The organism is Paenibacillus mobilis (genome assembly GCF_058267595.1).
Genome location: NZ_JBZCMS010000001.1, coordinates 434,914 through 460,866 on the forward strand (window position 1 = coordinate 434,914; position 25,953 = coordinate 460,866).

General features: G+C 51.1%; 20 protein-coding genes and 1 pseudogene. 17 read left to right on the forward strand and 4 right to left on the reverse strand.

Annotation, left to right across the window (positions count from 1 at the left end; all coding sequences use genetic code 11):
• Positions 1–67 precede the first annotated feature (67 nt).
• Positions 68–1,684, forward strand: a complete 1,617-nt coding sequence (locus AC3ZPD_RS02095) for an ABC transporter substrate-binding protein (protein ID WP_490982603.1) — start codon at positions 68–70, stop codon at positions 1,682–1,684.
• Positions 1,685–1,785: 101 nt separating this feature from the next.
• A complete protein-coding gene (locus AC3ZPD_RS02100; RefSeq protein WP_490982604.1) occupies positions 1,786–3,897 on the forward strand; it encodes an alpha-galactosidase in 2,112 nt (703 codons plus the stop codon).
• 23 nt (positions 3,898–3,920) lie between these two features.
• Here the strand turns inward: AC3ZPD_RS02100 and AC3ZPD_RS02105 are convergent, their stop codons facing one another.
• Entirely contained in the window at positions 3,921–4,814 is an 894-nt protein-coding gene (locus AC3ZPD_RS02105; RefSeq protein ID WP_490982605.1) for an AraC family transcriptional regulator, read from the reverse strand.
• A 161-nt stretch (positions 4,815–4,975) separates the two neighbouring features.
• Here AC3ZPD_RS02105 and AC3ZPD_RS02110 point away from each other — a divergent pair, with 161 nt between their 5' ends.
• From AC3ZPD_RS02110 to AC3ZPD_RS02125, 4 genes and pseudogenes are all read left to right on the forward strand, one after another.
• Positions 4,976–8,332: a tetratricopeptide repeat protein gene (locus AC3ZPD_RS02110; protein ID WP_490982606.1), complete on the forward strand. Its 3,357-nt coding sequence runs from the start codon at positions 4,976–4,978 to the stop codon at positions 8,330–8,332.
• The gene (locus tag AC3ZPD_RS02115) at positions 8,329–9,273 is read left to right on the forward strand and encodes a DUF4432 family protein (RefSeq protein WP_490982607.1); all 945 of its coding nucleotides are present in this window, start codon (positions 8,329–8,331) and stop codon (positions 9,271–9,273) included. The genes AC3ZPD_RS02110 and AC3ZPD_RS02115 overlap by 4 nt, the downstream gene beginning before the upstream one ends.
• A 121-nt stretch (positions 9,274–9,394) precedes the next feature.
• Entirely contained in the window at positions 9,395–9,772 is a 378-nt protein-coding gene (locus AC3ZPD_RS02120) for a DUF488 domain-containing protein (protein ID WP_490982608.1), read from the forward strand.
• Positions 9,773–9,953: 181 nt separating this feature from the next.
• A pseudogene (locus AC3ZPD_RS02125) lies at positions 9,954–10,203 on the forward strand (FAD-dependent oxidoreductase); the annotation flags it as partial.
• A gap of 250 nt (positions 10,204–10,453) precedes the next feature.
• Here the strand turns inward: AC3ZPD_RS02125 and AC3ZPD_RS02130 are convergent.
• Together AC3ZPD_RS02130 and AC3ZPD_RS02135 are read right to left on the reverse strand one after the other, a co-directional pair.
• Complete coding sequence (locus AC3ZPD_RS02130; RefSeq protein WP_068694928.1) at positions 10,454–11,293, reverse strand: copper amine oxidase N-terminal domain-containing protein; 840 nt, start codon at positions 11,291–11,293, stop codon at positions 10,454–10,456.
• Between the two features lie 126 nt (positions 11,294–11,419).
• Complete coding sequence (locus AC3ZPD_RS02135; protein ID WP_490982609.1) at positions 11,420–11,971, reverse strand: TetR/AcrR family transcriptional regulator; 552 nt, start codon at positions 11,969–11,971, stop codon at positions 11,420–11,422.
• Positions 11,972–12,115: 144 nt separating this feature from the next.
• On the opposite strand from AC3ZPD_RS02135, the gene AC3ZPD_RS02140 reads away from it, so the two are divergent.
• The 10 genes from AC3ZPD_RS02140 to moaA all read left to right on the forward strand — a co-directional run bounded on the left by AC3ZPD_RS02140 (position 12,116) and on the right by moaA (position 24,160).
• Positions 12,116–13,045, forward strand: a complete 930-nt coding sequence (locus AC3ZPD_RS02140) for a ketopantoate reductase family protein (RefSeq protein WP_490982610.1) — start codon at positions 12,116–12,118, stop codon at positions 13,043–13,045.
• 216 nt (positions 13,046–13,261) lie between these two features.
• On the forward strand, positions 13,262–13,396 hold the full coding sequence (locus AC3ZPD_RS02145) for a 4-vinyl reductase (RefSeq protein ID WP_490982611.1): 135 nt from the start codon (positions 13,262–13,264) through the stop codon (positions 13,394–13,396).
• Between the two features lie 106 nt (positions 13,397–13,502).
• Complete coding sequence (locus AC3ZPD_RS02150; protein ID WP_490982612.1) at positions 13,503–14,231, forward strand: YwiC-like family protein; 729 nt, start codon at positions 13,503–13,505, stop codon at positions 14,229–14,231.
• A gap of 184 nt (positions 14,232–14,415) precedes the next feature.
• Complete coding sequence (locus AC3ZPD_RS02155; RefSeq protein ID WP_490982613.1) at positions 14,416–18,108, forward strand: nitrate reductase subunit alpha; 3,693 nt, start codon at positions 14,416–14,418, stop codon at positions 18,106–18,108.
• Positions 18,098–19,705, forward strand: a complete 1,608-nt coding sequence (narH, locus tag AC3ZPD_RS02160; RefSeq protein WP_490982614.1) for a nitrate reductase subunit beta — start codon at positions 18,098–18,100, stop codon at positions 19,703–19,705. The genes AC3ZPD_RS02155 and narH overlap by 11 nt, the downstream gene beginning before the upstream one ends.
• Positions 19,698–20,273, forward strand: coding sequence for a nitrate reductase molybdenum cofactor assembly chaperone (gene narJ, locus AC3ZPD_RS02165; protein WP_490982615.1), 576 nt, complete (start codon positions 19,698–19,700; stop codon positions 20,271–20,273). The genes narH and narJ overlap by 8 nt, the downstream gene beginning before the upstream one ends.
• On the forward strand, positions 20,270–20,968 hold the full coding sequence (narI, locus tag AC3ZPD_RS02170; RefSeq protein ID WP_490982616.1) for a respiratory nitrate reductase subunit gamma: 699 nt from the start codon (positions 20,270–20,272) through the stop codon (positions 20,966–20,968). The genes narJ and narI overlap by 4 nt, the downstream gene beginning before the upstream one ends.
• Positions 20,969–21,001: 33 nt before the next feature.
• The gene (locus tag AC3ZPD_RS02175) at positions 21,002–21,463 is read left to right on the forward strand and encodes a GAF domain-containing protein (protein ID WP_490982617.1); all 462 of its coding nucleotides are present in this window, start codon (positions 21,002–21,004) and stop codon (positions 21,461–21,463) included.
• Positions 21,464–21,586: 123 nt separating this feature from the next.
• Positions 21,587–23,083 (forward strand): nitrate/nitrite transporter, encoded by a 1,497-nt coding sequence (locus AC3ZPD_RS02180; RefSeq protein ID WP_490982618.1) that lies wholly within the window; start codon positions 21,587–21,589, stop codon positions 23,081–23,083.
• A gap of 63 nt (positions 23,084–23,146) precedes the next feature.
• Positions 23,147–24,160 (forward strand): GTP 3',8-cyclase MoaA, encoded by a 1,014-nt coding sequence (gene moaA / locus AC3ZPD_RS02185; protein WP_490982619.1) that lies wholly within the window; start codon positions 23,147–23,149, stop codon positions 24,158–24,160.
• Between the two features lie 94 nt (positions 24,161–24,254).
• On the opposite strand, the gene AC3ZPD_RS02190 is transcribed toward moaA, so the two are convergent.
• A complete protein-coding gene (locus tag AC3ZPD_RS02190) occupies positions 24,255–24,599 on the reverse strand; it encodes a winged helix-turn-helix transcriptional regulator (protein ID WP_490982620.1) in 345 nt (114 codons plus the stop codon).
• Positions 24,600–24,750: 151 nt separating this feature from the next.
• On the opposite strand from AC3ZPD_RS02190, the gene AC3ZPD_RS02195 reads away from it, so the two are divergent.
• Positions 24,751–25,689, forward strand: a complete 939-nt coding sequence (locus AC3ZPD_RS02195) for an aldo/keto reductase family protein (protein WP_490982621.1) — start codon at positions 24,751–24,753, stop codon at positions 25,687–25,689.
• Positions 25,690–25,953 lie beyond the last annotated feature (264 nt).

Below are 25,953 nucleotides of genomic sequence, written 5' to 3' on the forward strand. Positions count from 1 at the left end.
CTTCCGGCATTTTTACAATGAACTTGTATTTACGGCTCACACGAATACGGAAGAGAGGGGTTAAACGATGAAAAAGTTTTCGGCCATCGCAGCGGCAGTTTTAGTTTTGGCAGCGCTTACGGGATGCGGCAGCAACCAGGGGGCTTCTTCCTCCGGTACAAATGGTTCAAACGGGGAGGCGAGCACCGGGCCCATTACGCTAACCTGGTTTGACAAAAACACGGGGGATCCATTCGACAATCCTGTTGCGAAAGCGATTACAGAAAAAACGGGTGTCACCATCGAAGTCCAGCAGCCGACCGGCAATCCGGTCGAAAAGCTGAACCTGATGCTGGCGAGCAACGACTTGCCGGATGTGGTCATGCTGGACCGCGGCAGCGATATTATGAACAAATATATCGCCTCCGGCGCGGTGATTCCGCTGAATGACCTGATCGACAAATATGCGCCGCACATCAAGGAAATGTACGGGGACACGCTGAAGAAAACCCGGAGCGACGACGGGAAAAACTATTATTTTGCCAACTGGTACGGGTTGGAGAAATATCCGGTATTCGGCTTCATGATGCGCATGGACCTGGCGAAGCAGCTGGGCGTGGGCGACAAGCTCACGAACGGCGAGCCTTTTACGGCTCAGGAATTCGAAGACCTGCTTGTTAAGTTCAAAGAGAAATTCCCAACCATCGACGGAAAAGAAAGCATCCCGATGACGCTGAACGGCGAAAACATCGGCAGCGTAACCGGCACTTTTAAAGGGATGTTCGGCATGATGCCTTATTACGAGGAGAACGGCGAACTGAAGAAGGATATCCGCGATCCGAAATATTTGGAAATGGTAAAGTATTTGAACTCCCTGTACCAAAAAGGGCTGCTCGACAAAGAATGGGCAACGCTGAAAACGAAGCAATATGAACAAAAGCTGTCTACAGGCAACGTCTTTGCGACTGCGGAAGCCCTCTGGAACGTCGGCAACGCCAACACGGCGCTTAAAGCGGGAGCCAGCGACCCGGCGCAGCAGGACGAACGCCAATTTTACCAATACAAAGTGGTTGCGCCAGGCGTAGATCCGGACAAAACGACGTATGGCCCTAAAAGCTCCCTCGGCTGGGACGGCATAGCCATTACCAAAACGAACAAAGATCCGGTCAGAACGATCAAGCTGCTTGATTTTCTGGCCAGCGAAGAAGGGCAATACCTGCTTATGTGGGGCATCGAAGGCAAGGATTGGGACATGAAGGACGGCAAACACGTACCTCGTCAGGAAACGCTGGACGCTTTCAAGAAAAACTGGGATGAAGCTGCCCGCACGACCGGCATCCGCAAATGGACCTGGATGATCAAAAACGGTCCGGGCAAAGACGGCACGCCTTATGACCTGATCGGACGTTACTCTACGGATCCTGTAACTGATCTGGCGATCAAAAATCTGGCGGACACCTCGTTTGATACGGCGCCTTACGACAGCCTCGGACCTGCCGGCGGCACGCCGGAAGCGATTATGGAGACTAAGGTCAACGATACGGTCAACAAATATTTCCTGAAAATGGCTCTTGCTCCTTCCACGGACCAAGTTACGGAACTGTACAACCAGATGATCAAAGAAGTGGATGCGGCCGGACTGCCTAAGCTGGAGAAAATCTACACCGATAACTACAAAAAACGCCAAGAGCTGTGGAACAGCTAACCGGCTGTCATTGAACGACTGGCAAGGGAGAAGAAAGACGGCCGTCTTTTTCTCCCTTTTATTCGGGGCTTGTTTATTTAACGAAGGAAGGATGATTCGGCTTGACTATTCAGTTTGACGAGCTAAACCGCATTTTTGCGATTCAAACGGCGGGCAGCTCTTATGTATTTGGCGTAAATGACAAAGGGAAACTGCAGCATTTATATTGGGGGGAGCCGGTGTCGATCGAAGACGCAGCGCCTTTGCTTCGCTCCTCTTCCCATAGTTCGTTTGATGCGGAGGTAGATCGCGAAGCGGAGGAGTACAGCTTCTGGGGCGGAGTTTGCTATACGGAACCCTCCCTGAAGGTGCGCATGCCGGACGGCGTGCGGGACTTATGCGTCGATTATGCCGGGCATGCGATTACGGAACAGGACGGCAAAGAAACGTTGATCGTCACGCTCAAGGATCGGGTATATCCGCTTGAAACGCATCTCGTCTACCAGGTCATTCCGGAATACAATCTGATCGAACGCAGCGCTAGGATCGTAAACACCGGGGATCAGGAAATCATTCTGGAAAATACGCAGTCCGCGGCGTGGAGCTTGCCTTATCTGCCGGAAACGCGGATGACCCACGTAACCGGCAAATGGGCCGGCGAATTCCAGCTTCGCAGCACCTTGCTCACCGAAGGGAAAAAAGTGATCGAATCCCGCAGAGGTTTTACGGACAGCCATGCCAACCCCTGGTTCGCGATTGACGGCGGTGCGGCAACGGAGGACAGCGGCCAGGTTTGGTTCGGGGCTTTGGCCTGGAGCGGCAACTGGAAAATGACCGCCGAGAAAACCGCTTTTAACCATGTACGCGTGACGGGCGGCATTAACGATTTCGACCACGAATGGTTGCTTGCCGGGGGAGAGACCTTTGAGACGCCGGTGTTCGTAGGCGGCTACAGTCGGGACGGCTTTGGCGGTATGAGCCGGCAGCTGCACCGTTACCAATACGGGTACGTGCTGCCACGGAGCGAAACGCGGAAGGTGCTTTATAATTCCTGGGAAGCCACCTATTTCGACGTCAACGCCAAAGATCAGATGGCGCTGGCCGAACGGGCCGCCAAAGCCGGTGTGGAGCTGTTTGTCGTGGATGACGGGTGGTTTGGCGCACGGAACCATGACCGGGCCGGCTTGGGCGACTGGTACGTCAACAAGGAGAAGTTCCCGAACGGTTTAAACGAGCTGATCGGACGGGTGCAAGAGCTGGGCATGGAGTTTGGCCTTTGGGTCGAACCGGAGTCCGTGAATCCGGACAGCGATTTGTACCGGAAGCATCCGGATTGGGTGTACCACTTTGAAACCCGGGACCGAACGGAGCTGCGCAACCAGCTGCTGCTCAATATTTCCAAGCCGGAGGTGAAGGCCTACATTTTAAAATTCATGACCGAACTCCTGGAGCAGCATGACATTAAGTTTATCAAATGGGACATGAACCGCACGATCACCGAACCCGGCAGGTCCGGCAGCCCCTTGAACCGGCAAAAGGAAATCTGGGTCCGCCACGCGCTCACCCTGTACGAAATTTGGGCTGAGCTGCGGCGCAGATTCCCGCAGGTCGAGTTTGAGACGTGTGCGGGCGGCGGATCGCGCATCGATCTCGGCATTTTCCGTTATGCGGACCAGTCCTGGCCGAGCGACAACACGGATGCGTTCGACCGTCTGAGCATTCAAAAAGGTTTTTCTTATACTTACGCCCCGCGCATGATGACCTGCTGGGTGACCGAATCGCCGACCGGCATGAACAAACGCCATGTGTCTCTGAAATACCGGTTCCACAGCGCCATGATGGGGACGCTTGGCATCGGCTCCAACCTGAACGAATGGAGCGACGAGATGATGTCGGAGACGGCCGTATACGTGGACCAATACAAACGGATCCGCCATTTGATCCAATTTGGAGACCAATACCGGCTGACCGCCTTGGAAGATAAAGGGGTCACCGCGGTCCAATACTCGGGCGGGGATGCCACGGAGCATGTGCTGTTTGCGTTTCTGCATTCGCAGAAGCTGGGCGAACCGCTGCCGCGCCTTCGCCTGAAAAATCTTAACCCGGACCGATCCTATGCCATAGAAGGACTTTCCGGCGTCCGGAGCGGACGCGCCCTGATGAACATCGGGATCGAGCTGCCGCTGCGCGGCGATTTCGACAGCCTGATGTACCGCATCCGCGAACAACAGTAATTCCTTTGAAGAAAACCCTCGGCCTATCCCTTCCGGGTTTCCCGGTATTCGGTCGGGGGTTTTCCCATGATTTTTTTGAAGAGGCGCGAGAAGTAATAGGGGTCCTTAAAGCCAAGGCTGTGGCTGATCTCTTTGACGCTCTGGTCGCTCAGATCGAGGAGCTGGCAGGCCCGCTGGATTTTCAGCCGCAAATAATAATCGACCGGCGAATAACCGGTGGTTTTCTTGAAGCGGTGGGTGAGATGCGGGACCGACAAATTGGCATGTGCGGCCAGCTCCGCCAGAGTTAACTGATCCTCCAGATGTTCGGTCATAAACCGGATTGTTTCGTCGATGGCCGACGGATTGGCGGCAGGGCGTTCCCCCGGGGAACGAAGCTGCGGAAGCTTGAGCAGAACCGCCGCATAAGAGGCCAGCTGCGAAACGTAAATCATGTGATTCAGCGAATACCCTTTCAACAGAATCTGAAAACCTTCCTCAAACAGCTGCAGCAGCTTGGAGGTCTGTTCAACATCAAGAGGGACGGGGGCGGACTGGCAGTCGAACCCTTCAAAGTAAACCTTCGCATGTTCGCCTTTCATATGCCACCAATAAATGCTCCAGGGATGCGTTTCGGAAGAAGCGTATTGATGAGGGACTCCAGCCGGAATCACCACGGCGAAACCTTTGCGCAAAGTCTGTTTTCTGCCCTCCTCCAGCTGCACCCAGCCTTCGCCTTCCACGCAATAAATGAGGATATAGGCCTCGATGCCGACCGGCCGTTCCCGGTAATGATGCCTGGCTTCCGGGAAATAACCTGTATCGGTAACATAAAGCGGGGCGACGAGCGGGTGTTCGGCAGCTTTATTCAGTATATCGTCCGGCAAAACAATAAGCTTTTGTGCGGCGAATCCTTCTGATTTTCTTATCGTATCCATACTTTAACTATGATTCATGCCTCTTTTTCTGTCAATGAAAATTCTATTAAAAATCATCAGATAATCCATCAATTCCATGAGATCGTTAATGGAGGGAGAGCCGGGGAGCAGGTAACATAAGAAATAAGAAAGCGATTTCCTAATCAGAAAGGATGACAAACATGTCCAGCATTTCCGTACAAGCTGACGTGAAGGTTTGGGAACAGCACGTTGAAATTCCGACTTACGAAACCGGCCTTCCGGATAAAAACCCGATGTTTCTGGAGAAACGTGTCTATCAAGGCAGCTCGGGCCGGGTATACCCGCATCCGGTTATTGATAAAATCGAAAACGACAAAGTGTTGAAATCCTACCGAATTGTGTTTCTGGAGAACGAATACGTACAAATCCAGATCATGCCTGAAATCGGAGGACGGATTTACCGTGCGTTCGACAAAACCAACAATTACGATTTCGTGTACTACAACCGGGTCATTAAGCCGGCTTTGGTCGGGCTGGCCGGTCCATGGATCTCCGGCGGCATCGAGTTTAACTGGCCTCAGCATCACCGGCCGAACACGTTTGGTCCTGTAGAGTACAAAATCGAAGCGAACAAGGACGGGAGCAAAACCGTCTGGGTCGGCGAAACGGACCGGATGTACGGTACCAAAGTTACGACGGGGTTTACCCTGCATCCGGGCAAAGCTTATCTGGAGATCCACGCCCAGCTGTATAACCGGACCGCCGAGCCGCAGACCTTCCTGTGGTGGGCCAACCCGGCCGTAGCTGTCAACGACCACACCCAATCCGTTTTTCCTCCGGACGTCCATGCCGTATTCGACCACGGAAAAAGAGACGTGTCCAAGTTTCCGATCGCAACCGGCACCTATTATAAAATGGACTACTCCGCCGGCGTAGACATTTCCAAATACAGCAACATTCCGGTGCCGACCTCCTATATGGCATACCATTCGGATTTTAATTTCGTCGGGGGTTACGACCATGGCGCGGGAGCCGGAATTTTGCACATCGCGAGTAAACATGTATCGCCGGGTAAAAAGCAGTGGACCTGGGGCAACGGCGAATTCGGGCAGGCCTGGGACCGCAATCTGACCGATGAAGACGGCCCGTACATCGAGCTGATGACCGGCGTTTATACCGATAACCAGCCGGACTTCAGCTGGCTCCATCCTTATGAAGAAAAAAGCTTCAAGCAGTATTTCATGCCCTACAAACATATTGGAATCGTCAAAAACGCTTCCCTGGATGCAGCTGTAAACCTTGAAATCGAAGGGCGGGAAGCCAAGGTTCAGGTCTACGCCACTTCCCGTTTCGAGCAGGCAAGGATCGTCATCCAGGGCGAAAATCAAACCTACGCAGAACGAAAAGTAAACCTGTCGCCGACGGAAACCTTCCAGGACACGGTTCATTTGAGCGGGGAAGAACGGGAGACGGATGTCCAGGTAACGGTTTACGACCGCGAAGGGCGCGAGCTGGTTTCGTTCCGGCCTTTGCCGAAGGAAGTCAAACCGGTTCCCGAGCCGGCGAAAGCCATAGGCGAACCTCGACATTTGCCGAATACGGAAGCACTTTTCCTGGCCGGTCAGCACCTGGAGCAATACCGCCATGCGACTTATGAACCCGATCCTTATTACTTGGAGGGATTGAAGCGGGATCCGGGCGATATTCGGCTGAACAATGCTTACGGTTTGCTGCTGCTGCGCAGGGGGAAGTTTGCCGAAAGCGAAACGTATTTCCGCAAAGCGGCCGAAACGCTGACGCGGCACAATGCCCGCCCGTATGACAGCGAACCTTTTTTCAACCTGGGAAAAAGCCTGAAATGGCAGGGAAAGCTGGAGGAAGCTTTTACCGCCTTTTACAAGTCGGTTTGGTCCGCGGTGTGGCAGCCTGCGGGATATTTCCACCTGGCTCAGATTGCCGCCGAGAAGGGGAGTTATGAAGAAGCGCTGGAGCTGATCGACCGCTCCCTGAACATGCAGTACCGGAACTTTAAAGCACGCCACTTAAAAATAGTGCTGCTCCGCAAGCTTGGCCGCTTGCAGGAAGCCGGACAGTTAGCTGCGGAGACGATCTCCCTGGACCCGATCGAATTCGGCTCCCGGTACGAACGGTTCCGTCTTGCCGCAGAACAGAAAGACGGGGCGGCAGACGTAGAGCAGGCCGCCCTGCGGGAATTGCTGGCCTTGCTGCGCGGCGAAGCCGCCAATTTCATCAACCTGGCCCAGGATTATGCGGATGCCGGGCAATATGAAGAGGCTCTGCAGGTGCTGGGGTTATATCCGGAAAAAGAGGGGGCCCAGGTTTCTCCGCTGCTTTTGTACTATCAGGCTTACTACAGTGAAAAGAAGGGCCGGACGGCCGAAAGCGAACGTTATTACCGGCTTGCGGCGGAAGCCGATCCGGCTTATTGTTTTCCGAATACGCTTTATGATTATCAAATGCTTCAGCATGTGACACGGCACCGCCCTACGGATCCACGTGCGCCTTATTACTTGGGCAATTTGCTGTATGACAAGAAACGGCATGAAGAGGCGGCCCGCTGCTGGGAGGTTTCGGTAGAGCTTGACGGAAGTTTCGCCACGCCTTACCGCAATCTGGCGCTTGCCTATTACAACAAGCAGAACCGTCCGGAACAGGCGCTGAACGTGCTCGAACAAGCCTTCCGGCTGAACCCCGCCGACGCCAGGGTGCTCTATGAGCTGGATCAGCTGCATAAAAAGCTCGGCAGTCTTCCGGAAACCCGCCTTCAGCTTCTGGAGCAGCACCGGGAGCTCGTCAATGCCCGTGATGACCTGTATCTGGAATACATCACGCTGCAAAATACGCTGGGTCATTTTGACCGGGCGCTGGAGCTGATTCTGGGGCGGCATTTCCACCCCTGGGAAGGCGGCGAAGGCAAAGTGCCGGCCCAATACGTATTTGCCCGAGTGGAACGGGCCAAAAAGCTGCTGCAGGGGCAAAAAGCGGAGCAGGCCGCGGCAGAGCTGCTGGCTGCTAAACAATACCCGCTGAACATCAACGAAGGCAAACTCGAAGGCGCGCAGGAAAACAACATTCATTATTATCTGGCTCTCGCCTATGAACAATTAGGGCAGACCGAACAGGCGTTGTCGAATTTCAAGACGGCCTCCGAAGGTTTGTCCGAGCCGGCCAGCGCGATGTTTTATAACGACCAGCCTCCGCACATGATCTTTTATCAGGGGCTCGCGCAGCGCAAGCTGGGGAACGAGCCGGCCGCGCGAAGCCGGTTCAACAAGCTGGTGGATTACGGGGAGCAGCACTTGTTCGATGATCCGAAAATCGACTATTTTGCCGTTTCCCTGCCGGATTTTCTGGTGTTCGACGAAGACCTGAAACGCAAAAACGTCATCCACTGTCGTTACATGATGGGCCTTGGCTACCTGGGGCTGAACCGGCCGCAGGATGCTGCCCGGCAGTTCAACATGGTTCTGGACATGGAGCCGCATCATCAGGGAGCCGCCGTTCACCTGGCGCTGGCCGGGGCAGCGGAACGATGAAGCCGAGCTGGAGCCAGAGCAGCCATAACGGGGTGGAGGTCTGGATCGGGGAAACTTCCGGCATGCGGATTTCCCTGCTTCCGGCTGTCGGAAGCAAGATGGTTTCTCTCTATAACCGGAAGAGCGGCCGCGAATGGCTGACCCAATCCGCGGACTGCAAGGTCCCTGGGTATGGCCGTCCTTTCAAGGAAAGCAGCGGAAGCGGCTGGGATGAGATGTTTCCGACTATCAATCCTTGCCGTTATCCCGGGGATGCATGGACGGAGGTGGAACTGCCCGATCATGGCGAGGTATGGTCGATCCCTTGGTCGGCGAATCTAGATGCGGATGGACGTGAACTGCACTGTAAGGTCCAGGGCGTCCGGCTTCCGTATCTGCTGAGCAAAACGTATTCTTTCCCTGCCCCTGACCGGCTTCGGATCGGTTATGCGGTAAAGAACTTAAGCGCTACGCCCATGTCCTTTCTTTGGGCGGCCCATCCGCTGTTCCGCATAGAAGAGGGCATGGAAATCCGCGTTCCGCAAGGTTTGAACGATATCGTCGTCTCCTATTCGGCGAACGACCGGCTTGGCCGGACAGGGGACGTACGGGGCTGGCCACAGCCTTTGGCGGATCGTCCGGACATCCGGCTGGACCGTACGGGAACCCCCGAGCAGGGAACGGCTGAAAAATATTATTTCGCCGGCCCTCTGCCGAGCGGGAGGGCGGGAATCTATGATCCCGCGAGAGGGGAAGGCCTGGAGCTTGCTTTTCCGGTAGACAAAGTGCCTTATTTATCGGTTTGGGCCAATGACGGGGGATTTGAGGGCCAATATCATCTGGCGCTGGAGCCCGCGACCGGCTTTCTGGACGATCTGAGTTATGCCCGGGAGCACGGGCAGGCGGCGGAGGTCGGGCCGGACCGTGTATACGAATGGTTTCTGGAAGTTAACTGGATTTGAAATGGAAGCGGCTAGTGAAAAGGAAGCCCGGCGCAAGCAAATTTTTTAACAAGTGATATAATGACGGAAGAATCGAGGGGAAGATGAACAAGCAGATGAACCGGAGAGAGGAAGAGGAAAAATGAGCCGTATTCCCACAGATCATCTGACCATAAAACGCATCTACGAGCCCTATGAGGCCGAGGACGGTTTCCGGATTTTGGTAGACCGGCTGTGGCCGCGGGGCGTTGCCAAAGAACAAGCCATGATCCAGGAATGGATGAAAGACGTAGCCCCCAGTCCCGGATTGCGGAAGTGGTTTGGACATGAACCGAAACGTTTTGAGGAATTCAGGGACCGTTACATGCTGGAGCTGGAACAGGAGACTGTTCCGAGGGCGGCGGCAGTAAAAATCCGTGATTTGGCGGCTCTGCAGAAGGTTACTCTGATTTATGCCGCCAAAGACCCGATGCACAATCATGCCCTTGTTCTGCGCGACTGGTTAAAAAGCCTGGAGTAAGGCTTGGACATGAATACCTCCGCGGGTGAATCTATTCCCTGCTGTTTCTCAATTTGAGCGATTGGCTGCGCAAGACCTAATGGGTCTTGCGCATTTTTTTGGTTACGGCGAACCCATTCATATTCAATTCATAATAGCACGTTAATGTATGGATCATGACTCGTAACCTTATTTTGAGGAGATGGTTGGTGTGGCAACAAAAGAACAACAACGTATTACAATCATCGGTGGAGGTCCAGGCAGGTTAATGCTGGCGCTTGTTCTTCAGAAAAAGGGGATCCGTTCAACCATTTATGAACGTGAAATTAGCGGACCAGAACGCCAAACGAGGCGGTTCACTGGACATTCATGAAGATTCCGGACAGCTAGCGCTTCGAGAAATAGGACTACTTGAACCCTTTCAGGCAATAGCTAGATATTCAGGTGAGGAAATTTAATTTTATGGCAGTAAAGAAAGAACCAGCTGCCAGAATGAAGCGGCAACTGGTTGTTTAGTCTAAAAAGTGTCTGAACTCTGTCTTACAAGCAGGGGAAGCTCCCATAAGTAGCTTTATTAGACTCAGAGTTAACTGCTCATTTGAGTTATAGGAATATGACTTTCTAAAAGTAGATGAGTTAATTTCATGCTTAAGGAAAGTTTATTATTCTAAAAAACGATCTTTATTGAACAACTCATCAGATCTATTTTGTTACAAAATAATTAACAAAAATATATCTTAATGGTTCTCCTTGAACAATGTTTAAGGACTCCCAATTAATTTCGTCTGTATAGTTTCCTTTTGAAGGAATATTAGATGTATTTACGCCAGTCGAACCATCTGGAGCTATCATCCCTCTTGTGCCAATAAAAGAAATTTTAGAATTATTTGCAAAAAATATAATATTTCGATTTAGTTGTCCTTCAATGATATTAGCGGTTGAATCGTTCTTTATGTCTACTGTTATTTTGTTCTTCTCAATATCTTTATTTGTTAAAAAGGAAAAGTTGTAAGGAATGATTTTATTTTTGAAATCGTCATTGACTCTTTGCATCTCATCTATAACACTAAGTTTTTGGCTACTCATTATTCTAGAATCGGTTAAATGGACAACGTTTGAACTCTTATTGTAATCTATTTTGATTTTAAATGCTTCAGAAATAAATCTTGCAGGCACCATAATAGTTGAATTTTTTACTACAGATGTTGTGTCCATTTGTTTTTGTATTCCATTTACAAATGCGTTTTTTTTATTTAAGACTACAATGACGCTGTCTTTCCCCATAGTTACCGTTGCTTTTTGTTCTTTCGCATTCCAATTAACTGTTGCCCCCATTACATCTCCGATTAATCTTAACGGCAGAAGGGTTCTCCCATTAGATGCATAAGGTAATTGCTGGCTAGAATATAAAACGTAAGTATTGTTTAATTGAACCTTTAATGAAGGGGAGGTAATTCCGTTGGCGCTTGCAGAATTTTGGAATTCCATAAAAATAAAAGAGATTGAAGCTAAAAAAATGAACATGCCTTTAATATACTTCATTTTAAATTCCTCACTTTCCAAAAGATCAAATTTTTTGTTGCAAAATAATTAACTTCAATTAAGACGTTATATCTATATTAAAAGTTTCAATTAAGAGTAGGTTAGGGAGTGGTTTGAATGATAGACTCATTCTTTTAAATAGGGCGTAATCCCGCTTGAAAATAGGTTCTCTACTAATTTAAAAAATTCTTCTGATGATAAATCCTGTTTACGCTGGATCCAAAGACGAAACAAAGTAAGGGAGGTTGTCAGGTAAAATTCGATTAAGTATGGCGTTAAGGAATGGTTTTGCGGAACGTTTAATTCTAATTGACCCAAATTGATTTCTTTTTTTAAGCGTTTTAAAAAACGGGAACTTCCATAATCGCCCAAAAGGGCATTAAGAACCAGGAGATGTTCTCTTTTGTCCAGGCAATAAAGCGTATCTTGCACCGTATGCATCGATAGCTCTTTATTCGCCAATTCTTTTTTCATGTCATTCAATAAGTCGTTTTCAACAGCGTCCAACAATTCATAAATGTCAGTAAAGTATTGATAAAAGGTGCTGCGGTTATATCCGGACTTCTTCGTAATTTCCTGAACTGAAATTTTCTCAATCGGCTTTTGGCTGTATAACTCACAAAAAACCTCTACAAACTTTTGATTTGTTTTCTCCGTGATTTGGGGTTGCTTTTTCATGTTGCCCTCCTGCTGGCGAATAAGAATATCATCCGACAAATTCTAAAATACTGATGGTTGATCAAGAAATAATAAAGCTTTATGATCACATCATACAACATGTTGTCGGATAATCAAAAAAGGTTACTAAGCAGGGGTGTTATAATGTCAGCAAAACAAAATCGAATTTTAATTTTCGGTGCAGGTGTCATCGGCAGCATGTACGCCATCAAGTTTATTGAAGCAGGGTTTGACGTTACCCTGTTTGCCCATTCTAATCGTTTTAAATCCTTAAGAGAAAACGGCCTGCAATATAAAGAAAAAGGTACAGTTAAATCGATACAAGTGAAGGTCATAGATACGCTCGAAAATGACGATGTATACGATTATATTTTGGTTACCGTTCGTTATGATCGGTCCGAATCAGCCTTATTAGCGCTAAAAGATAATCAAAGCAAAAATATAGTTACGATGACTAATAATTCGATTGGATTTTCTTCGTGGCTGGGTATCGTAGGGGATAGACTTTTACCCGCTTTTCCCGGCTTCGGCGGACAGATTAAAGAGGGAGTTTTATATCCTCGATTTCTGCCAAAGATCATAGCGGCAACGGCATTCGGAGAATTGAACGGCGTAATGACAGAACGCATAGAAAAGCTCGCCAAATTATTTAAAACAGCAAAGCTTCCCTACGTTATTAAAAAGGATATGCCAGCGTATCTAATCACACATTCCGTATCAGACATTGCCCTGCTCAGTATTTTGCAATCCGGAAATAATATAATGGGCAACAAAACAGCCGGAACCGGAAAGACGGCACGCCAAATAACAGTCACTTTAAAAACGTATCTAAGGGCCATACAACAAGCCGGCGTTTCCATTGATCCGCCTATGCTTAAATGGGCGCTTAAATTTCCAAACTTATTATTGGATCTCTTCTTTATGACATGGCTGCGAACTAAAATGGTCAGGGATATGAGGCTGCCGGATTATGCGAATAGTGCCAACAATGAGATTGTGCAGCTGAGAAAGGATTTAATGAAATTTTTAAGTCAAAAGGGCATCCTCATAGTAGGCGCTACTGAGCACCTCTAATGGTTGTGATTATAATCACAATCGAAGGGGTTAGGCCATGTTACGCTGAGGTTGTTTCTTATTACCGGGCTGCTCTCGCAGCTTGACTATAAATTTTGGACTAATGAAGTAAACGCTAAGGAGAGGTTGCCCATGATCGTGGGCCAGGATGAGCGGGGCCTTTGCGTCGCTGTCGAAGACTGCTTTTGCTAAGGTCTGCCGGTCGATGAAGAGAAGATGGTGTGCGATCTGGAGGGCGCCATCATGGAAGGAGCGCTTAAGAAAATCCTGAACCGGAAGGTCAGCGTCCGGGAAGTGAAATGCAATGTGCATGGCGACGAGCGCTGCGAATATGAGGTGCGGCTGCAATAAGGCTGCGGCAAGCTTCCGAGGGTTTTCCCTAATGGGCAGATTGGGCAGGCTTGCTTACAATATTACATAGCGCTTTTACTAATTTAATAGTTAAAGGAGAATGTTTGTGGCAAGGTACATTCCCAAGCAGCACGGAGCCTGGGCGATGCTTGTCCTTCCCTTTTTGGCCGGCCTGGCGGTCTCGGAAGGAAAAATCATTCATATTCCGCTGTTTCTTGGCTGGCTGGTTATTTATTTGTTCAGCTTTCCGGTGCTGCAATGGATCAAGACGGGAAATAAAGCCCGATACCGCGGACCCGCGCTGCTGTACGGGGCGATTTTGCTTCCTTTGGCGATTATTCTTATCGCGTATGCCCCCATGCTGATCGGATATGGCATACTGCTGCTCGTTTTTTTCATCCCCAATATCTATTATGCAAAAACAAAAAACGAACGTGCGCTTCTCAACGATATCATGGCCGTTTTTGTCTTTTGCTCCTTCATTTTTCCGGTTGTGTATGTGGGGGGAGGGAGTAGCCAGGGATTTGGGGCAGCAGCGCAATGGTTTGCGTTGTTGGCCGCCTATTTTGTCGGAACCGTCTTATACGTCAAAACCGTCATTCGCGAAAAAAATAACCCCAGGTTCTATTACGCCTCCATAACCTATCATCTCTTAAATATCGGGATTTACGCAACCGTCAATCTTTATATGATCTTTCCCGCCGTTATCCTGCTGCTGCGCGCCGCCTGGTTTCCAAGCTTAAGCTTGAAGGTTAAGCAAACCGGCATGGCGGAATTCGGTTTTGCTGCGCTGATGGTTGCTTTCATTTTGCTTATATCCCCTTTTATCGTTTAAACCATGTCTTAAGCCATCCGGTCCTCCGGATGGTTTTTTTATCGTAGAAACACAGGGATTTTCCCGCAATCCATAGGACATTCCCTGATGGGCACGCTAAACGGCACCTTTCATAATGAGGATATAGATGTTGCGGCTCTTTTAGATGACATGACTTATACAGGCAAAGGAGCGTTCTATTTCAATGAAAAGAAAAAGAAGCCTTAATTTTTTTAAACCCGTAGAAAGCTATTCCGGCAACTGGTCCATTCTTGAGGAGAAAAATAGGGAGTGGGAGAATGTCTACCGGCAGCGCTGGTCGCATGACAAGGTAGTCCGGACCACGCATGGCGTGAACTGCACCGGTTCCTGCAGCTGGAAGGTGTTTGTCAAGAACGGCATTATCACCTGGGAGAACCAGCAGATCGATTACCCTTCCTGCGGGCCCGACATGCCCGAGTTTGAGCCGCGGGGCTGCCCGCGGGGGGCCAGCTTTTCCTGGTATGAATACAGCCCGCTGCGCGTGAAATACCCTTATATACGCGGCAAGCTTTGGCGGCTGTGGGAAGCAGCCCTCGCCGAGCATAGCGACCCGGTAGAAGCCTGGGCCAGCATCGTGGAGGACCCGGAGAAAACCAAACCGTATAAATCCGCGCGGGGCAAAGGCGGCCATTTGCGGGTCAAATGGGAGGATGCCCTGCAGCTGATTTCAGCGCAGCTGATTTACACCATCCGCAAGTATGGGCCGGACAGAATCGCAGGTTTTACTCCGATTCCAGCCATGTCCATGATCAGCTATGCGTCGGGCGCCCGTTTTATCTCCCTGCTGGGCGGTCAAATGCTCAGCTTCTACGACTGGTACGCGGATCTTCCGCCGGCCTCCCCGCAAATCTGGGGCGAACAGACGGACGTGCCCGAGTCTTCGGACTGGTACAATGCCGGTTACCTGATCATGTGGGGGTCGAATGTTCCGCTTACCCGCACGCCGGATGCCCACTTCATGACCGAGGTCCGCTACAAAGGGACCAAGGTGGTTTCGGTAGCCCCGGACCTGGCGGAGAACGTTAAGTTTGCCGATAACTGGCTTGCGCCGAATCCCGGCACGGATGCCGCATTGGCCCAGGCCATGACCCATGTCATTTTGGATGAGTTTTACCGTGTCCGCAAGGAACCGATGTTTTTGAATTACGCCAAACAATACACGGATATGCCGTTTCTTATTCTGCTTGATTCCCATGAGGATGCCTGGAAGGGCGGCCGTTTCCTGAGAGCCAGCGATCTTGGAGAAACTTCGCCGAATTCCGATTGGAAGCCGGTTATTTATGATGAAGCCGCCGGGGAGCTGATGGTTCCGAACGGTACTTTGGGCCAAAGATGGGAGCAGGGCAAGAAATGGAACCTGATCCTCGAACGTGAGAACGGGACGAAGGTTGAACCTGCTCTTACCGTAGAAGGCCATGGGGAGCATTGGGAGGAGATCGTGTTCCCTTATTTTGACAACGTTAAGAACGGGACGTTTAAACGAATGATTCCGGCTATGAAAATCCGTCTTGCCGACGGTACGGAACGTTACGCGGCTACCGTATACGACCTTATGATGAGCCAATACGGCATCGCCCGTACGGAGAGTTCTTATCACGCTGAAAATTCTTATCACGCCAAAAATTACGAGGACGAAACGGTCCATTACACGCCGGCCTGGCAGGAAAAAATTACGGGCGTTAAAGCGTCCGTGGTCGTACAGATTGCCCGCGAATTTGCCCAGAACGCTCTCGATACCGGGGGACGCTCGATGATTATTATGGGAGCCGGCATCAATCACTGGTTCAACAGCGACACGATTTACCGCTCCATCCTGAACCTGGTTATGCTGACCGCTTGCCAAGGCGTTAATGGCGGAGGCTGGGCCCATTATGTCGGACAGGAGAAGCTCCGCCCGATCGAAGGCTGGTCGGCTATTGCCTTTGCCAAGGACTGGCAGGGGGCAGCGCGGCAGCAAAACGCGACTTCGTTTTTCTATTTTGCAACGGACCAGTGGAGATATGAAGAAAGCGATACGTATTCGCTGAAATCTCCGACCGCAGGCGACGTTCATTACCGGCATCCTGCAGACTACAACGTGCTGGCCGCCCGTCTCGGCTGGCTGCCTTCCTACCCGCAGTTCAACAAGAACAGCCTGCTGTTCGCGGAAGAAGCGGCCCGGGCAGGCAAAAAGTCGCATGAAGAGATCGTCCGCCATTCGGTGGAAGAGATCAAATCCCGTAACACTAAATTTGCGGTTGAAGATCCGGGCGCACCCGAAAACTTCCCGCGTTCGCTGTTCGTCTGGCGGTCGAACCTGATCTCCAGTTCGGCGAAAGGGCAGGAATATTTCATGAAACACCTGCTCGGGGCCTCCGACGCTCTGCTGGCCCGTCCGAACGAGGAACAAAAACCTGAAGAAATCGTGTGGCGAGGCGATGTCGAAGGCAAGCTTGACCTCCTGGTCAGCATCGACTTCCGGATGACGGCGACGCCGCTGTATTCGGACATCGTGCTTCCGGCGGCCACTTGGTATGAGAAGACGGATTTATCTTCGACCGATATGCATCCTTTTGTCCATCCGTTTAATCCGGCAATTAATCCGCTGTGGGAATCCCGCTCGGACTGGGATATCTACCGCCAGCTATCGGAGGTTTTCTCCGAGATGGCCAAGGAGCATCTGCCCGGCGTCTATAAAGATTTGGTCATGTCGCCTCTCGGTCATGATTCCGCCGGCGAAATTGCCCAGCCTATGGGGCTGATCAAGGATTGGACCAAGGGGGAAATCGAGGCGGTTCCCGGCAGGACGATGCCGAACTTCAGCATCGTGGAACGGGATTATACCCAGATCCACGACAAATACGTTTCGCTGGGTCCTAACCTGGCAACCGGAAAAGTCGGCGCCCACGGCGTCAGCTTCTCGGTAGCGGACGAATACGAGGAAATGAAGAAGCTGAACGGCGTCTATCACGACAACTCGATCAAAGACGGATTGCCGAAGCTTCAAAGCGCCCGACAAGCGGCCGATGCGGTACTGCATTTGTCGTCGGCCACGAACGGACGGGTTTCGCAGAAGGCCTATGAGGAAGCCGAGAAGGAGCATGGCGTTCCGCTGAAAGATATCTCCGCAGACCGCGCCGCGGAGAAGATCACCTTCCAGAGCATTACGGCCCAGCCGCGGGAAGTCATTCCGACACCGGTCTTCACCGGTTCGAACAAGCAGGGACGCCGATATTCGCCGTTTACAACGAATATCGAACGATTGGTTCCGTTCCGCACCTTGACCGGCAGACAGCATTTTTACCTGGATCACGAAATTTTCCTGCAATTCGGGGAATCGCTGCCGGTTTATAAACCAACCCTTCCTCCGCTGGTCTTCGGGCCGAGGGACAAGGAGGTCAAAGGCGGCCGGGATACGCTGGTGCTCCGCTACCTGACTCCGCACGGCAAGTGGAATATCCACTCCACTTATCAGGATAACCAGCACATGCTGACCTTGTTCCGGGGAGGACCGACGGTCTGGATCAACAATGAGGACGCGGCGGAGCACGATCTCGCCGACAACGATTGGGTGGAAGTTTACAACCGCAACGGCGTAGTGACCGCAAGAGCCGTGGTCAGCCACCGGATGCCGCGAGGCACGATGTTCATGTACCATGCCCAGGATAAACATATCAACGTACCCGGTTCGGAAATTTCGGAGACGCGAGGCGGCAGCCACAATGCCCCGACACGGATCCACCTGAAGCCGACCCAGATGGTCGGCGGATATGCCCAGCTCAGCTATGGATTCAACTATTACGGGCCGATCGGCAACCAGCGTGATGTTTATGTGGCGGTCCGTAAAATGAAGGAGGTTAACTGGCTTGAAGATTAAAGCGCAAGTCGCAATGGTCCTGAATTTGGATAAATGTATCGGCTGCCATACCTGCAGCGTTACCTGCAAAACTACATGGACAAACCGCAAAGGAGCGGAATATATCTGGTTCAACAACGTGGAGACCAAACCGGGCATCGGTTATCCGAAGCGCTGGGAGGACCAGGAGCAGTACAAAGGCGGCTGGGAGCTGCGCAAAGGCAAGCTGGAGCTGAAAGCCGGGAACAAGCTTTCCAAGGTTGCGCTCGGCAAAATTTTTTATAACCCCGACATGCCTGAAATGAAAGACTACTATGAGCCGTGGACCTATAATTACGACCATTTGACTCAAGCCAAGGAACAAAAACACTCTCCGGTAGCCAAACCGCATTCCGCGGTTACCGGGGACAAAATAAATCTGGAATGGGGCCCGAACTGGGAGGACGATTTGGCCGGAGCCCATGTCACCGGACCGCAGGATCCGAATATTAAAAAGATCGAAGAAGAGATCAAATTCAACTTTGAGCAGTCGTTTATGATGTATCTGCCCCGTCTGTGTGAGCATTGCCTGAATCCGAGCTGCGTGGCTTCCTGTCCTTCAGGCGCCATGTATAAGCGGGATGAAGACGGCATCGTGCTGGTGGACCAGGAGGCCTGCCGAGGCTGGAGATACTGCATGACGGGCTGCCCTTACAAGAAGGTCTATTTCAACTGGCAGACCAACAAGGCCGAAAAATGCACCTTCTGCTTCCCGCGTGTGGAAGCGGGCCTGCCGACCGTGTGCTCGGAAACCTGCACGGGCCGCATCCGTTATTTGGGCGTTCTGCTTTACGATGCTGACCGTGTGCTTGAAGCGGCGTCGACACCGGATGAACAAGAGTTATACAAGGAACAATGCAGCTTGTTCTTGGACCCGCACGATCCCGAGATCATTGCCAAGGCCAGACGGGACGGCCTTTCCGAGGATTGGATCGAAGCGGCCCAGAACTCCCCGGTTTACAAGCTGGCGATTGAATATAAACTCGCTTTTCCGCTTCATCCGGAATACCGTACGCTTCCGATGGTATGGTACGTTCCGCCGCTCAGCCCGATCATGAACTATTTTGAGGGGAAGGATTCGATCCAAAATCCGGATCTGATTTTCCCGGCGATCGATGAAATGCGGACCCCGATCGAATACTTGGCGAACCTGCTGACGGCCGGCGATACGGATACGGTCAAAGGAGCCCTGCAGCGGATGGCGATGATGCGCTCGTATATGCGCGCCAAGTCCAGCGGACAGGAGTTTGACGACAGCAGGCTTGACCGGGTGGGGTTAACGGCGCTTCAGACGGAAGAGATGTACAGACTGCTGGCTATTGCCAAATATGAGGACCGCTTCGTGATTCCTTCTTCACATAAAGAGGAGCAGATGAATCCTTACCGGGCTCAAGGCTCCACCGGCTTTAACCATGTCATGGGCGGCATGGACATGGGGCAGGGCTGCAGCGGCTGCGGAGCGGTTCAGTCGATGAATGCGGTTCAGTCCATGAACGCCGTACAGCCGGCTCCGGTCAAAACCGAGGAATCGGGCAAGGAATTTGGCGAGAATTTTTACGGGGGGATCTGGCGTGATTGAGGCAATTGACGTATCCAGGCTGCAGGAGTACAAAACCTCGTTTGGCTTCTTCTCCCGCCAGCTGATGTACCCGGAGAAACTGGACTTTCATCCCGTTTTGCTGGAGGAGGCTTTTGATGCGCAGCACCCGGCCTTTACGGAGGTTCAAGCCTACTGGTCTTTGATGCAGAACCGGAGCATGGAAGAGATCCGGGAGCTGTATACGGAGACGTTTGATTTTGACAAACATTGTGCGCTCTATATGACTTATTTTAAATTTGAGGATGCCAAAGAGCGGGGGCAGATGCTGGCCAAGCTCAAAATGCTGTACGAATTATACGGACTGGTCATGCCGGAAGGGGAGCTTCCGGATTTCCTCCCGCTGATGTGCGAGTTTTTCTATGCGGCAGAATGGAGAAAGGACCCGCGCACGCCTGAAAATTTTCGAATGCCGATTCTGATTCTCGAAGACGGCACTTACCATTTGCTCAAAGCGCTGGAGAAGAAAAACAGTCCTTATGCCCATCTGGTAAAAGGGCTGCGTGCAACGCTTAAAGCGTGCGTCAAACAGGGGGTTGCCGGGTCATGACCATGCTGAACCAATTTTTATGGGTGATTTACCCTTATCTTTGCCTGGCGATTTTTGTTGTCGGCCATATCTTCCGCTACCGGACGGACCAGTTTAACTGGACCGCCAAATCCAGTGAATTTATCGAGAAAAAACGGTTGATGGCCGGCAGCCTCCTGTTTCATCTCGGCGTCATTCCGGTATTCTTTGGCCACGTATCGGGCCTCGGCATCCCTAAATCCTGGATGCGGGCTTTTGGCGTGGATGATCATATTTACCATATCGGCGCCGTTTATATCGGCGGGATTTTCGGGGCGATGACCCTGATCGGCATGCTCATTTTAACGGCACGGCGCTTTACGATGAAGAACGTGCGACGTTTAAGCTCGGCTTCCGACCTGGCGGTGAACGCGCTGCTGCTGATCATCGTTTGCATGGGCATGTTCGCCACGCTGGTTACCAATGCCGTGCGGCCCGAATTCGATTACAGGGAAACGATTTCCGTCTGGTTCCGCGGGCTGTTTATGCTCAGACCGAATGCATCGCTGATGACGGACGTTCCTTTATCCTTTAAGCTGCATGCCCTGCTTGGTTTCGGCATTTTGGCTTTCTGGCCGTTCAGCAGACTGGTTCACGTCTGGAGTGTTCCGCTGAATTATCTCGGCAGAAGTTACATTCTGTATCGCAAACATAAAACGACTGAAAAAGAAGTCTGAGCCTTCTTTTCCGGTTTCCATAGGAGATAGTCTATGAACAATAAGGTGGCTTTCCAGAAGGATCTCGACAGGGCTCGGGAAACCTTCGGTTTTGATTTCATGGCCGTGGCTCTTGTTGAACCGGCAGAACACAACTATGTCATCAAATGGAAATATGTTTCCGGCAGCCGGAACGACCGTTATAAACGAATTGTGCTCCAATCCGGGAAGGGCATAGCCGGGATGGTCTTCAAGATCGGGAAGCCGCTTTTAATCTCTTCCGTTGAAAAGGATGTCGGCTGGGGCAGCCTGTTCAATTATCCGATTGCCCAATCCGAAAATTTGAAGAGCATGGGGGCCGTGCCGCTGTGGAACGAAGAGCGGGTGGCCGGCGTTTTACTGGGGGCCTTCCGGAGCGGGATGCAGGTGACGGGTGAAATGCTGCAGGCCATGGTCAACCTGACCCAAACGGCCTTCAAAGAAAAAAATAATGTCAAGGAATTGACAGAGCTCTAATGAGAAGAGGGCTGAAGCATGATACAAATCGTGATCGCAGACGACCATGCCATCGTACGCAGCGGATTTTCCATGATTCTACCAGAGCCCTTCCAGCTAAATTGTAGAAAAAGGTGAGCAAACATGATAAGAAAAATTCAGCTGCCCCTGCAGACGCTGAACCTGATTGTCGGATTTATGATCTGGGTCATTATTTCTTCCTTGATGCCCTACATTACCGACGATATTAAAATTCCTGCGGACCAATTGTCCATAGTGACGGCAATCCCGGTAATCCTGGGTTCCGTCCTTCGGATCCCGCTCGGCTATTATGCCAATATACTGGGAGCCAGGATTATGTTTTTGGTCAGCTTTGTCCTTCTGCTGTTTCCGGTTTACTACATAAGCGCGGCTTCAAGCATGACCGATTTGATTATCGGCGGCTTGTTTCTCGGCATTGGCGGGGCCGTGTTTTCGGTAGGGGTCACCTCGCTGCCAAAATATTACCCGAAAGAAAAACACGGTTTCGTAAACGGCGTGTACGGAGCGGGAAATATCGGGACGGCGATCACGACCTTCGCGGCGCCGATCGTAGCCGATCGAATCGGCTGGGCGCCCACGGTCAAGCTGTATCTCATTTTGCTGCTCTTATTTATCGTCTTAAACTTTTTCCTGGGAGACCGGAAAGAGACAAAAGTGAAGACCCCGATCCTGGAGCAGGTAAGAGGCGTCTACAAAAATCAGAAAATGTGGTTTTTCTCGTTGTTTTATTTCATCACATTTGGTTCGTTTGTAGCTTTTACGGTTTATCTGCCCAACTTCCTGGTCTCGAATTTCGGGCTGGACAAGGTGGATGCCGGCATGCGGACAGCCGGTTTCATAGCGGTTGCAACCTTGATGAGGCCGGTAGGGGGTTGGCTGGCAGACCGCTTTCAGCCTCTGTTTCTCCTGATTGGCACCTTTGCTGCCTATACTTTATCGGCCATTCTGCTTGCCTTTTCGCCTTCGATCGGCCTGTATTCGGTAGGAAGCCTGGTCATCGCCGTATGCGCCGGCATTGGTAACGGGGTTATTTTTAAACTGGTTCCGTTCTACTTCAACAAGCAATCCGGGATCGTAAACGGCATCGTTTCGATGATGGGCGGTCTCGGCGGATTTTTTCCTCCGATCCTATTGTCGGCCATCCATGGATTAACAGGCCAATATTCCATCGGTTTTATGCTTCTGTCCCAGGTGGCGCTCGCCAGTCTTGTGATCGTGATCTGGATGTATTACCAGGAACGTTTGTCCATGCAGTCCGAGGTATTCAATTCAACGGGCCAAGGCGTTCTGGTTACGGATGTATCCGGCAAAATTATAGCGGTAAATCCGGCTTTCAGCAGGCTGACGGGTTATCTTCAGGAAGAGGTGGTAGGCAAGAAACCAAGCGTGCTGAAATCCGGCCGCCAGCCTGAGGATTTTTACCGGAAGATGTGGAAAGAAATCAAGGAGAAAGGCGTTTGGCAGGGCGAGATCTGGAACAAACGCAAAAACGGACAGCCATATTTAGAATGGCTGACGATCAGCGCCGTCAAGGACGAAACGGGGGAAGACGCCCGTTATGTCGGGACCTTCAGCGATATCACGCTGGATAAGTCTTGATCAGACCGGGGATCAGCCCTTACCAGACAGCACGAATGAACCGGAAGGAATGGAGGGAATCGCATGAGCAGAAACCTAATAATGGATCAACATCATCGTCCCATGCGCGATTTGCGGATATCGGTGACGGATCGCTGTAATTTTCGCTGCACTTATTGTATGCCGAAGGAGCTGTTTGGCGATGACTTCCCGTTCCTTCCCGAAGGCGAGCTGCTAACGTTTGAAGAGATCCGCCGGCTGGTCCGGCTGTTCGCTTCTCTTGGCGTAAAAAAAATCCGCCTGACCGGCGGCGAACCGCTGATCCGCAAAGACCTGGCTGACCTGGTGGCTTCTTTGATTGCTACGGAAGGAATCGAAGATTTGGGTTTAACCACCAACGGACTGCTTCTGGGCAGGCAGGCGCGGCCGCTGTACGAAGCGGGGCTCCGCCGGCTGAACGTCAGCCTTGATGCGCTGAATCCCGAGCGGTTTGGAATTATGAACGGACGTGGGATCAAACCTGCTGTCATTTTAAAAAATATAGAGCTGGCCCGGGAAATCGGGTTCAGCGTCAAGGTGAACATGGTCGTGCAAAAGGGCGTCAACGATTCCGAAATTTTGCCGATGGCAGCCTTGTTTAAAGAGATCGGGATTCCTCTGAGATTTATTGAGTTCATGGATGTCGGCAACGACAACGGATGGAGCTTCAGGAAAGTCGTAACCAAGCAGGAAATTTATGAACGTCTCAGCAAAGTCTACGATCTCGGGCCCGTGGAACCCGATTATTTGGGCGAAGTTGCCGTAAGATACCGGTATCGGGACGGGGGGACGGAAGTGGGGTTCATCAGTTCGGTTTCCGAATCGTTTTGTGCTTCCTGCACACGGGCGAGATTGTCCTCGGAAGGAAAAATATTTACCTGTCTGTTTGCTTCCGAAGGATTTGATTTAAGGGGCATGCTGCGAAGCGGTGAGGACGATGAAGCTATTATCGCAGCTATCAAACGTGTTTGGGAGCGGCGCACGGACCGTTATTCGGATGAAAGAACCGAGCAGTCGGCACGGAGGGGGAAAATTAGCATGTCCTATATAGGCGGCTGACAGCCGGAGGGGCGTCCCTGGTCAATTTGACTTAGGACGCCCCTTATTTACAAAAGGTCTGTTTGTTCGTATCCCTTAGGTCTTCTTAGGTTCTTTAGGTCCACTTGGCGGCCCAAAGCTTCATTTCATGGCAGATGACGTGCAAATCTTGTCCTTTAGGCGTAAGTGAATATTCTACCGTAACAGGCACGGTCGGAAAAACCTCGCGTTCGAGAACGCCCTGCTCCTCCAGATGGCGGAGCGTACTGGTTAAGGCACGGGGGCTTACGCTCGGAATTCGCCGCTGGAGCTCGCCGAAGCGGAGTTTGCCGCAGAAAAGCTCGCGGATGACAAGAAAAGCCCATTTTCCGCCAAGCACATCCAGCGTTTTTTCAATCTTGCATTCGATAAATACCGGTTCTTTAGGAATATAGCTGCTTGCCTTTTTAGCTGTTTTCATAGGTTCTCCTCCTCTATGGAACTAACTATACGAGGTATAGTAGCTACCCTATCTATAATTAAGTGAAAAACATTTCACTTCTTCAAATCATATATGAACTTGTTTAGAATGAAAAGGGTTACTCCAAATCACTTGAGGAGGTAGATTAAAAATGAAATACCGGAAATTAGGCGGAAGCGGACTTAAAGTCAGCGAAATCAGCTTGGGAAGCTGGCTTACATATGGCGGTTATGTAGAGCGCGAAAATGCGGTCAACTCTATTAAAACTGCATACGATTTGGGCATCAACTTTTTTGATACGGCGAACGTTTACGAGAAAGGCGCGGCTGAGGAACTAGTAGGCAAAGCGCTGAAAGAATATCCTCGTGAATCCTACGTGCTGGCTACGAAAGCATTTTGGCCGATGGGCGATGGCCCGAACGACCGCGGCTTGTCCAGAAAACATATCACGGAGCAGGCTAATGCGAGCTTGAAGCGCCTTGGACATGACTATGTGGATATTTTCTACTGCCACCGTCATGATCCGGAAACCCCGCTTTACGAAACGCTTCGTGCGATTGACGACCTGGTTCGTCAAGGCAAAGTGCTGTATGTAGGCGTGAGCGAATGGCAGGCTTCCCAAATCGCGGAAGCGCTTGGCGTTGCCGACCGTTATCTGCTGGACCGCATCGTTGTCAGCCAGCCGATCTACAACATGTTTGAACGTTATATCGAAAAAGAAGTGATTCCGCTGAGCGAACGCTCCGGCATCGGACAAGTCGTATTTTCGCCGCTGGCCCAAGGCCTGCTGACAGGCAAATACACTTCGGCTTCCGACGTTCCGCAGGACAGCCGTGCGGCCAAGCTGGATTGGATGCGCAAAGGCATCACCGAAGAGAAGATCAACAAAGTTCACCAGCTTGAAAGCGTTGCGAAAGAGTTGGGCATTTCCGTCGGCAACCTGGCGCTGGCTTGGATTTTGCGTCAGAATAACGTAGCAAGCGCCCTGGTGGGCGCAAGCCGTCCTGAACAGGTTACGGAAAACGCGAAAGCTTCCGGCATTGAGCTCAGCGAAGACGTATTGAACCGGATCGAAGAAATTTTGAAATAATTTGAAGCAAATGGAATTGGGTGCTTGAATCGGTTGAGAAAAGCCGTCCTGCGGGGCGGCTTTTTTTGCTGGCTATGAAGCTAAGCATATGATAGAACGCAAAAGGGACAGGCCGCGGATTGCGGTTATAGCAGATTACCTCGATATAGTCGGAGTCAGTCGCCGCGATGTGAAGATATTTTCGGGCGAAATTACTTTTGGGGAATTGATCCTGAGGATGACTAATAATGCCAAGAAAAATCGCCGCTGTTAGGTTATTTTTCT

What these genes read in the sequence shown, in the direction of transcription:
- moaA (WP_490982619.1), top strand. Translation starts at nt 23,147, where the DNA reads ATGAGCAGAAACCTAATAATGGATCAACATCATCGTCCCATGCGCGAT.
- AC3ZPD_RS02095 (WP_490982603.1), top strand. Translation starts at nt 68, where the DNA reads ATGAAAAAGTTTTCGGCCATCGCAGCGGCAGTTTTAGTTTTGGCAGCG.
- AC3ZPD_RS02140 (WP_490982610.1), top strand. Translation starts at nt 12,116, where the DNA reads ATGTCAGCAAAACAAAATCGAATTTTAATTTTCGGTGCAGGTGTCATC.
- AC3ZPD_RS02190 (WP_490982620.1), bottom strand. Translation starts at nt 24,599, where the DNA reads ATGAAAACAGCTAAAAAGGCAAGCAGCTATATTCCTAAAGAACCGGTA.
- AC3ZPD_RS02130 (WP_068694928.1), bottom strand. Translation starts at nt 11,293, where the DNA reads ATGAAGTATATTAAAGGCATGTTCATTTTTTTAGCTTCAATCTCTTTT.
- AC3ZPD_RS02115 (WP_490982607.1), top strand. Translation starts at nt 8,329, where the DNA reads ATGAAGCCGAGCTGGAGCCAGAGCAGCCATAACGGGGTGGAGGTCTGG.
- AC3ZPD_RS02145 (WP_490982611.1), top strand. Translation starts at nt 13,262, where the DNA reads ATGGTGTGCGATCTGGAGGGCGCCATCATGGAAGGAGCGCTTAAGAAA.
- AC3ZPD_RS02120 (WP_490982608.1), top strand. Translation starts at nt 9,395, where the DNA reads ATGAGCCGTATTCCCACAGATCATCTGACCATAAAACGCATCTACGAG.
- narI (WP_490982616.1), top strand. Translation starts at nt 20,270, where the DNA reads ATGACCATGCTGAACCAATTTTTATGGGTGATTTACCCTTATCTTTGC.
- AC3ZPD_RS02195 (WP_490982621.1), top strand. Translation starts at nt 24,751, where the DNA reads ATGAAATACCGGAAATTAGGCGGAAGCGGACTTAAAGTCAGCGAAATC.
- AC3ZPD_RS02175 (WP_490982617.1), top strand. Translation starts at nt 21,002, where the DNA reads ATGAACAATAAGGTGGCTTTCCAGAAGGATCTCGACAGGGCTCGGGAA.
- AC3ZPD_RS02155 (WP_490982613.1), top strand. Translation starts at nt 14,416, where the DNA reads ATGAAAAGAAAAAGAAGCCTTAATTTTTTTAAACCCGTAGAAAGCTAT.
- AC3ZPD_RS02105 (WP_490982605.1), bottom strand. Translation starts at nt 4,814, where the DNA reads ATGGATACGATAAGAAAATCAGAAGGATTCGCCGCACAAAAGCTTATT.
- AC3ZPD_RS02135 (WP_490982609.1), bottom strand. Translation starts at nt 11,971, where the DNA reads ATGAAAAAGCAACCCCAAATCACGGAGAAAACAAATCAAAAGTTTGTA.
- AC3ZPD_RS02110 (WP_490982606.1), top strand. Translation starts at nt 4,976, where the DNA reads ATGTCCAGCATTTCCGTACAAGCTGACGTGAAGGTTTGGGAACAGCAC.
- AC3ZPD_RS02180 (WP_490982618.1), top strand. Translation starts at nt 21,587, where the DNA reads ATGATAAGAAAAATTCAGCTGCCCCTGCAGACGCTGAACCTGATTGTC.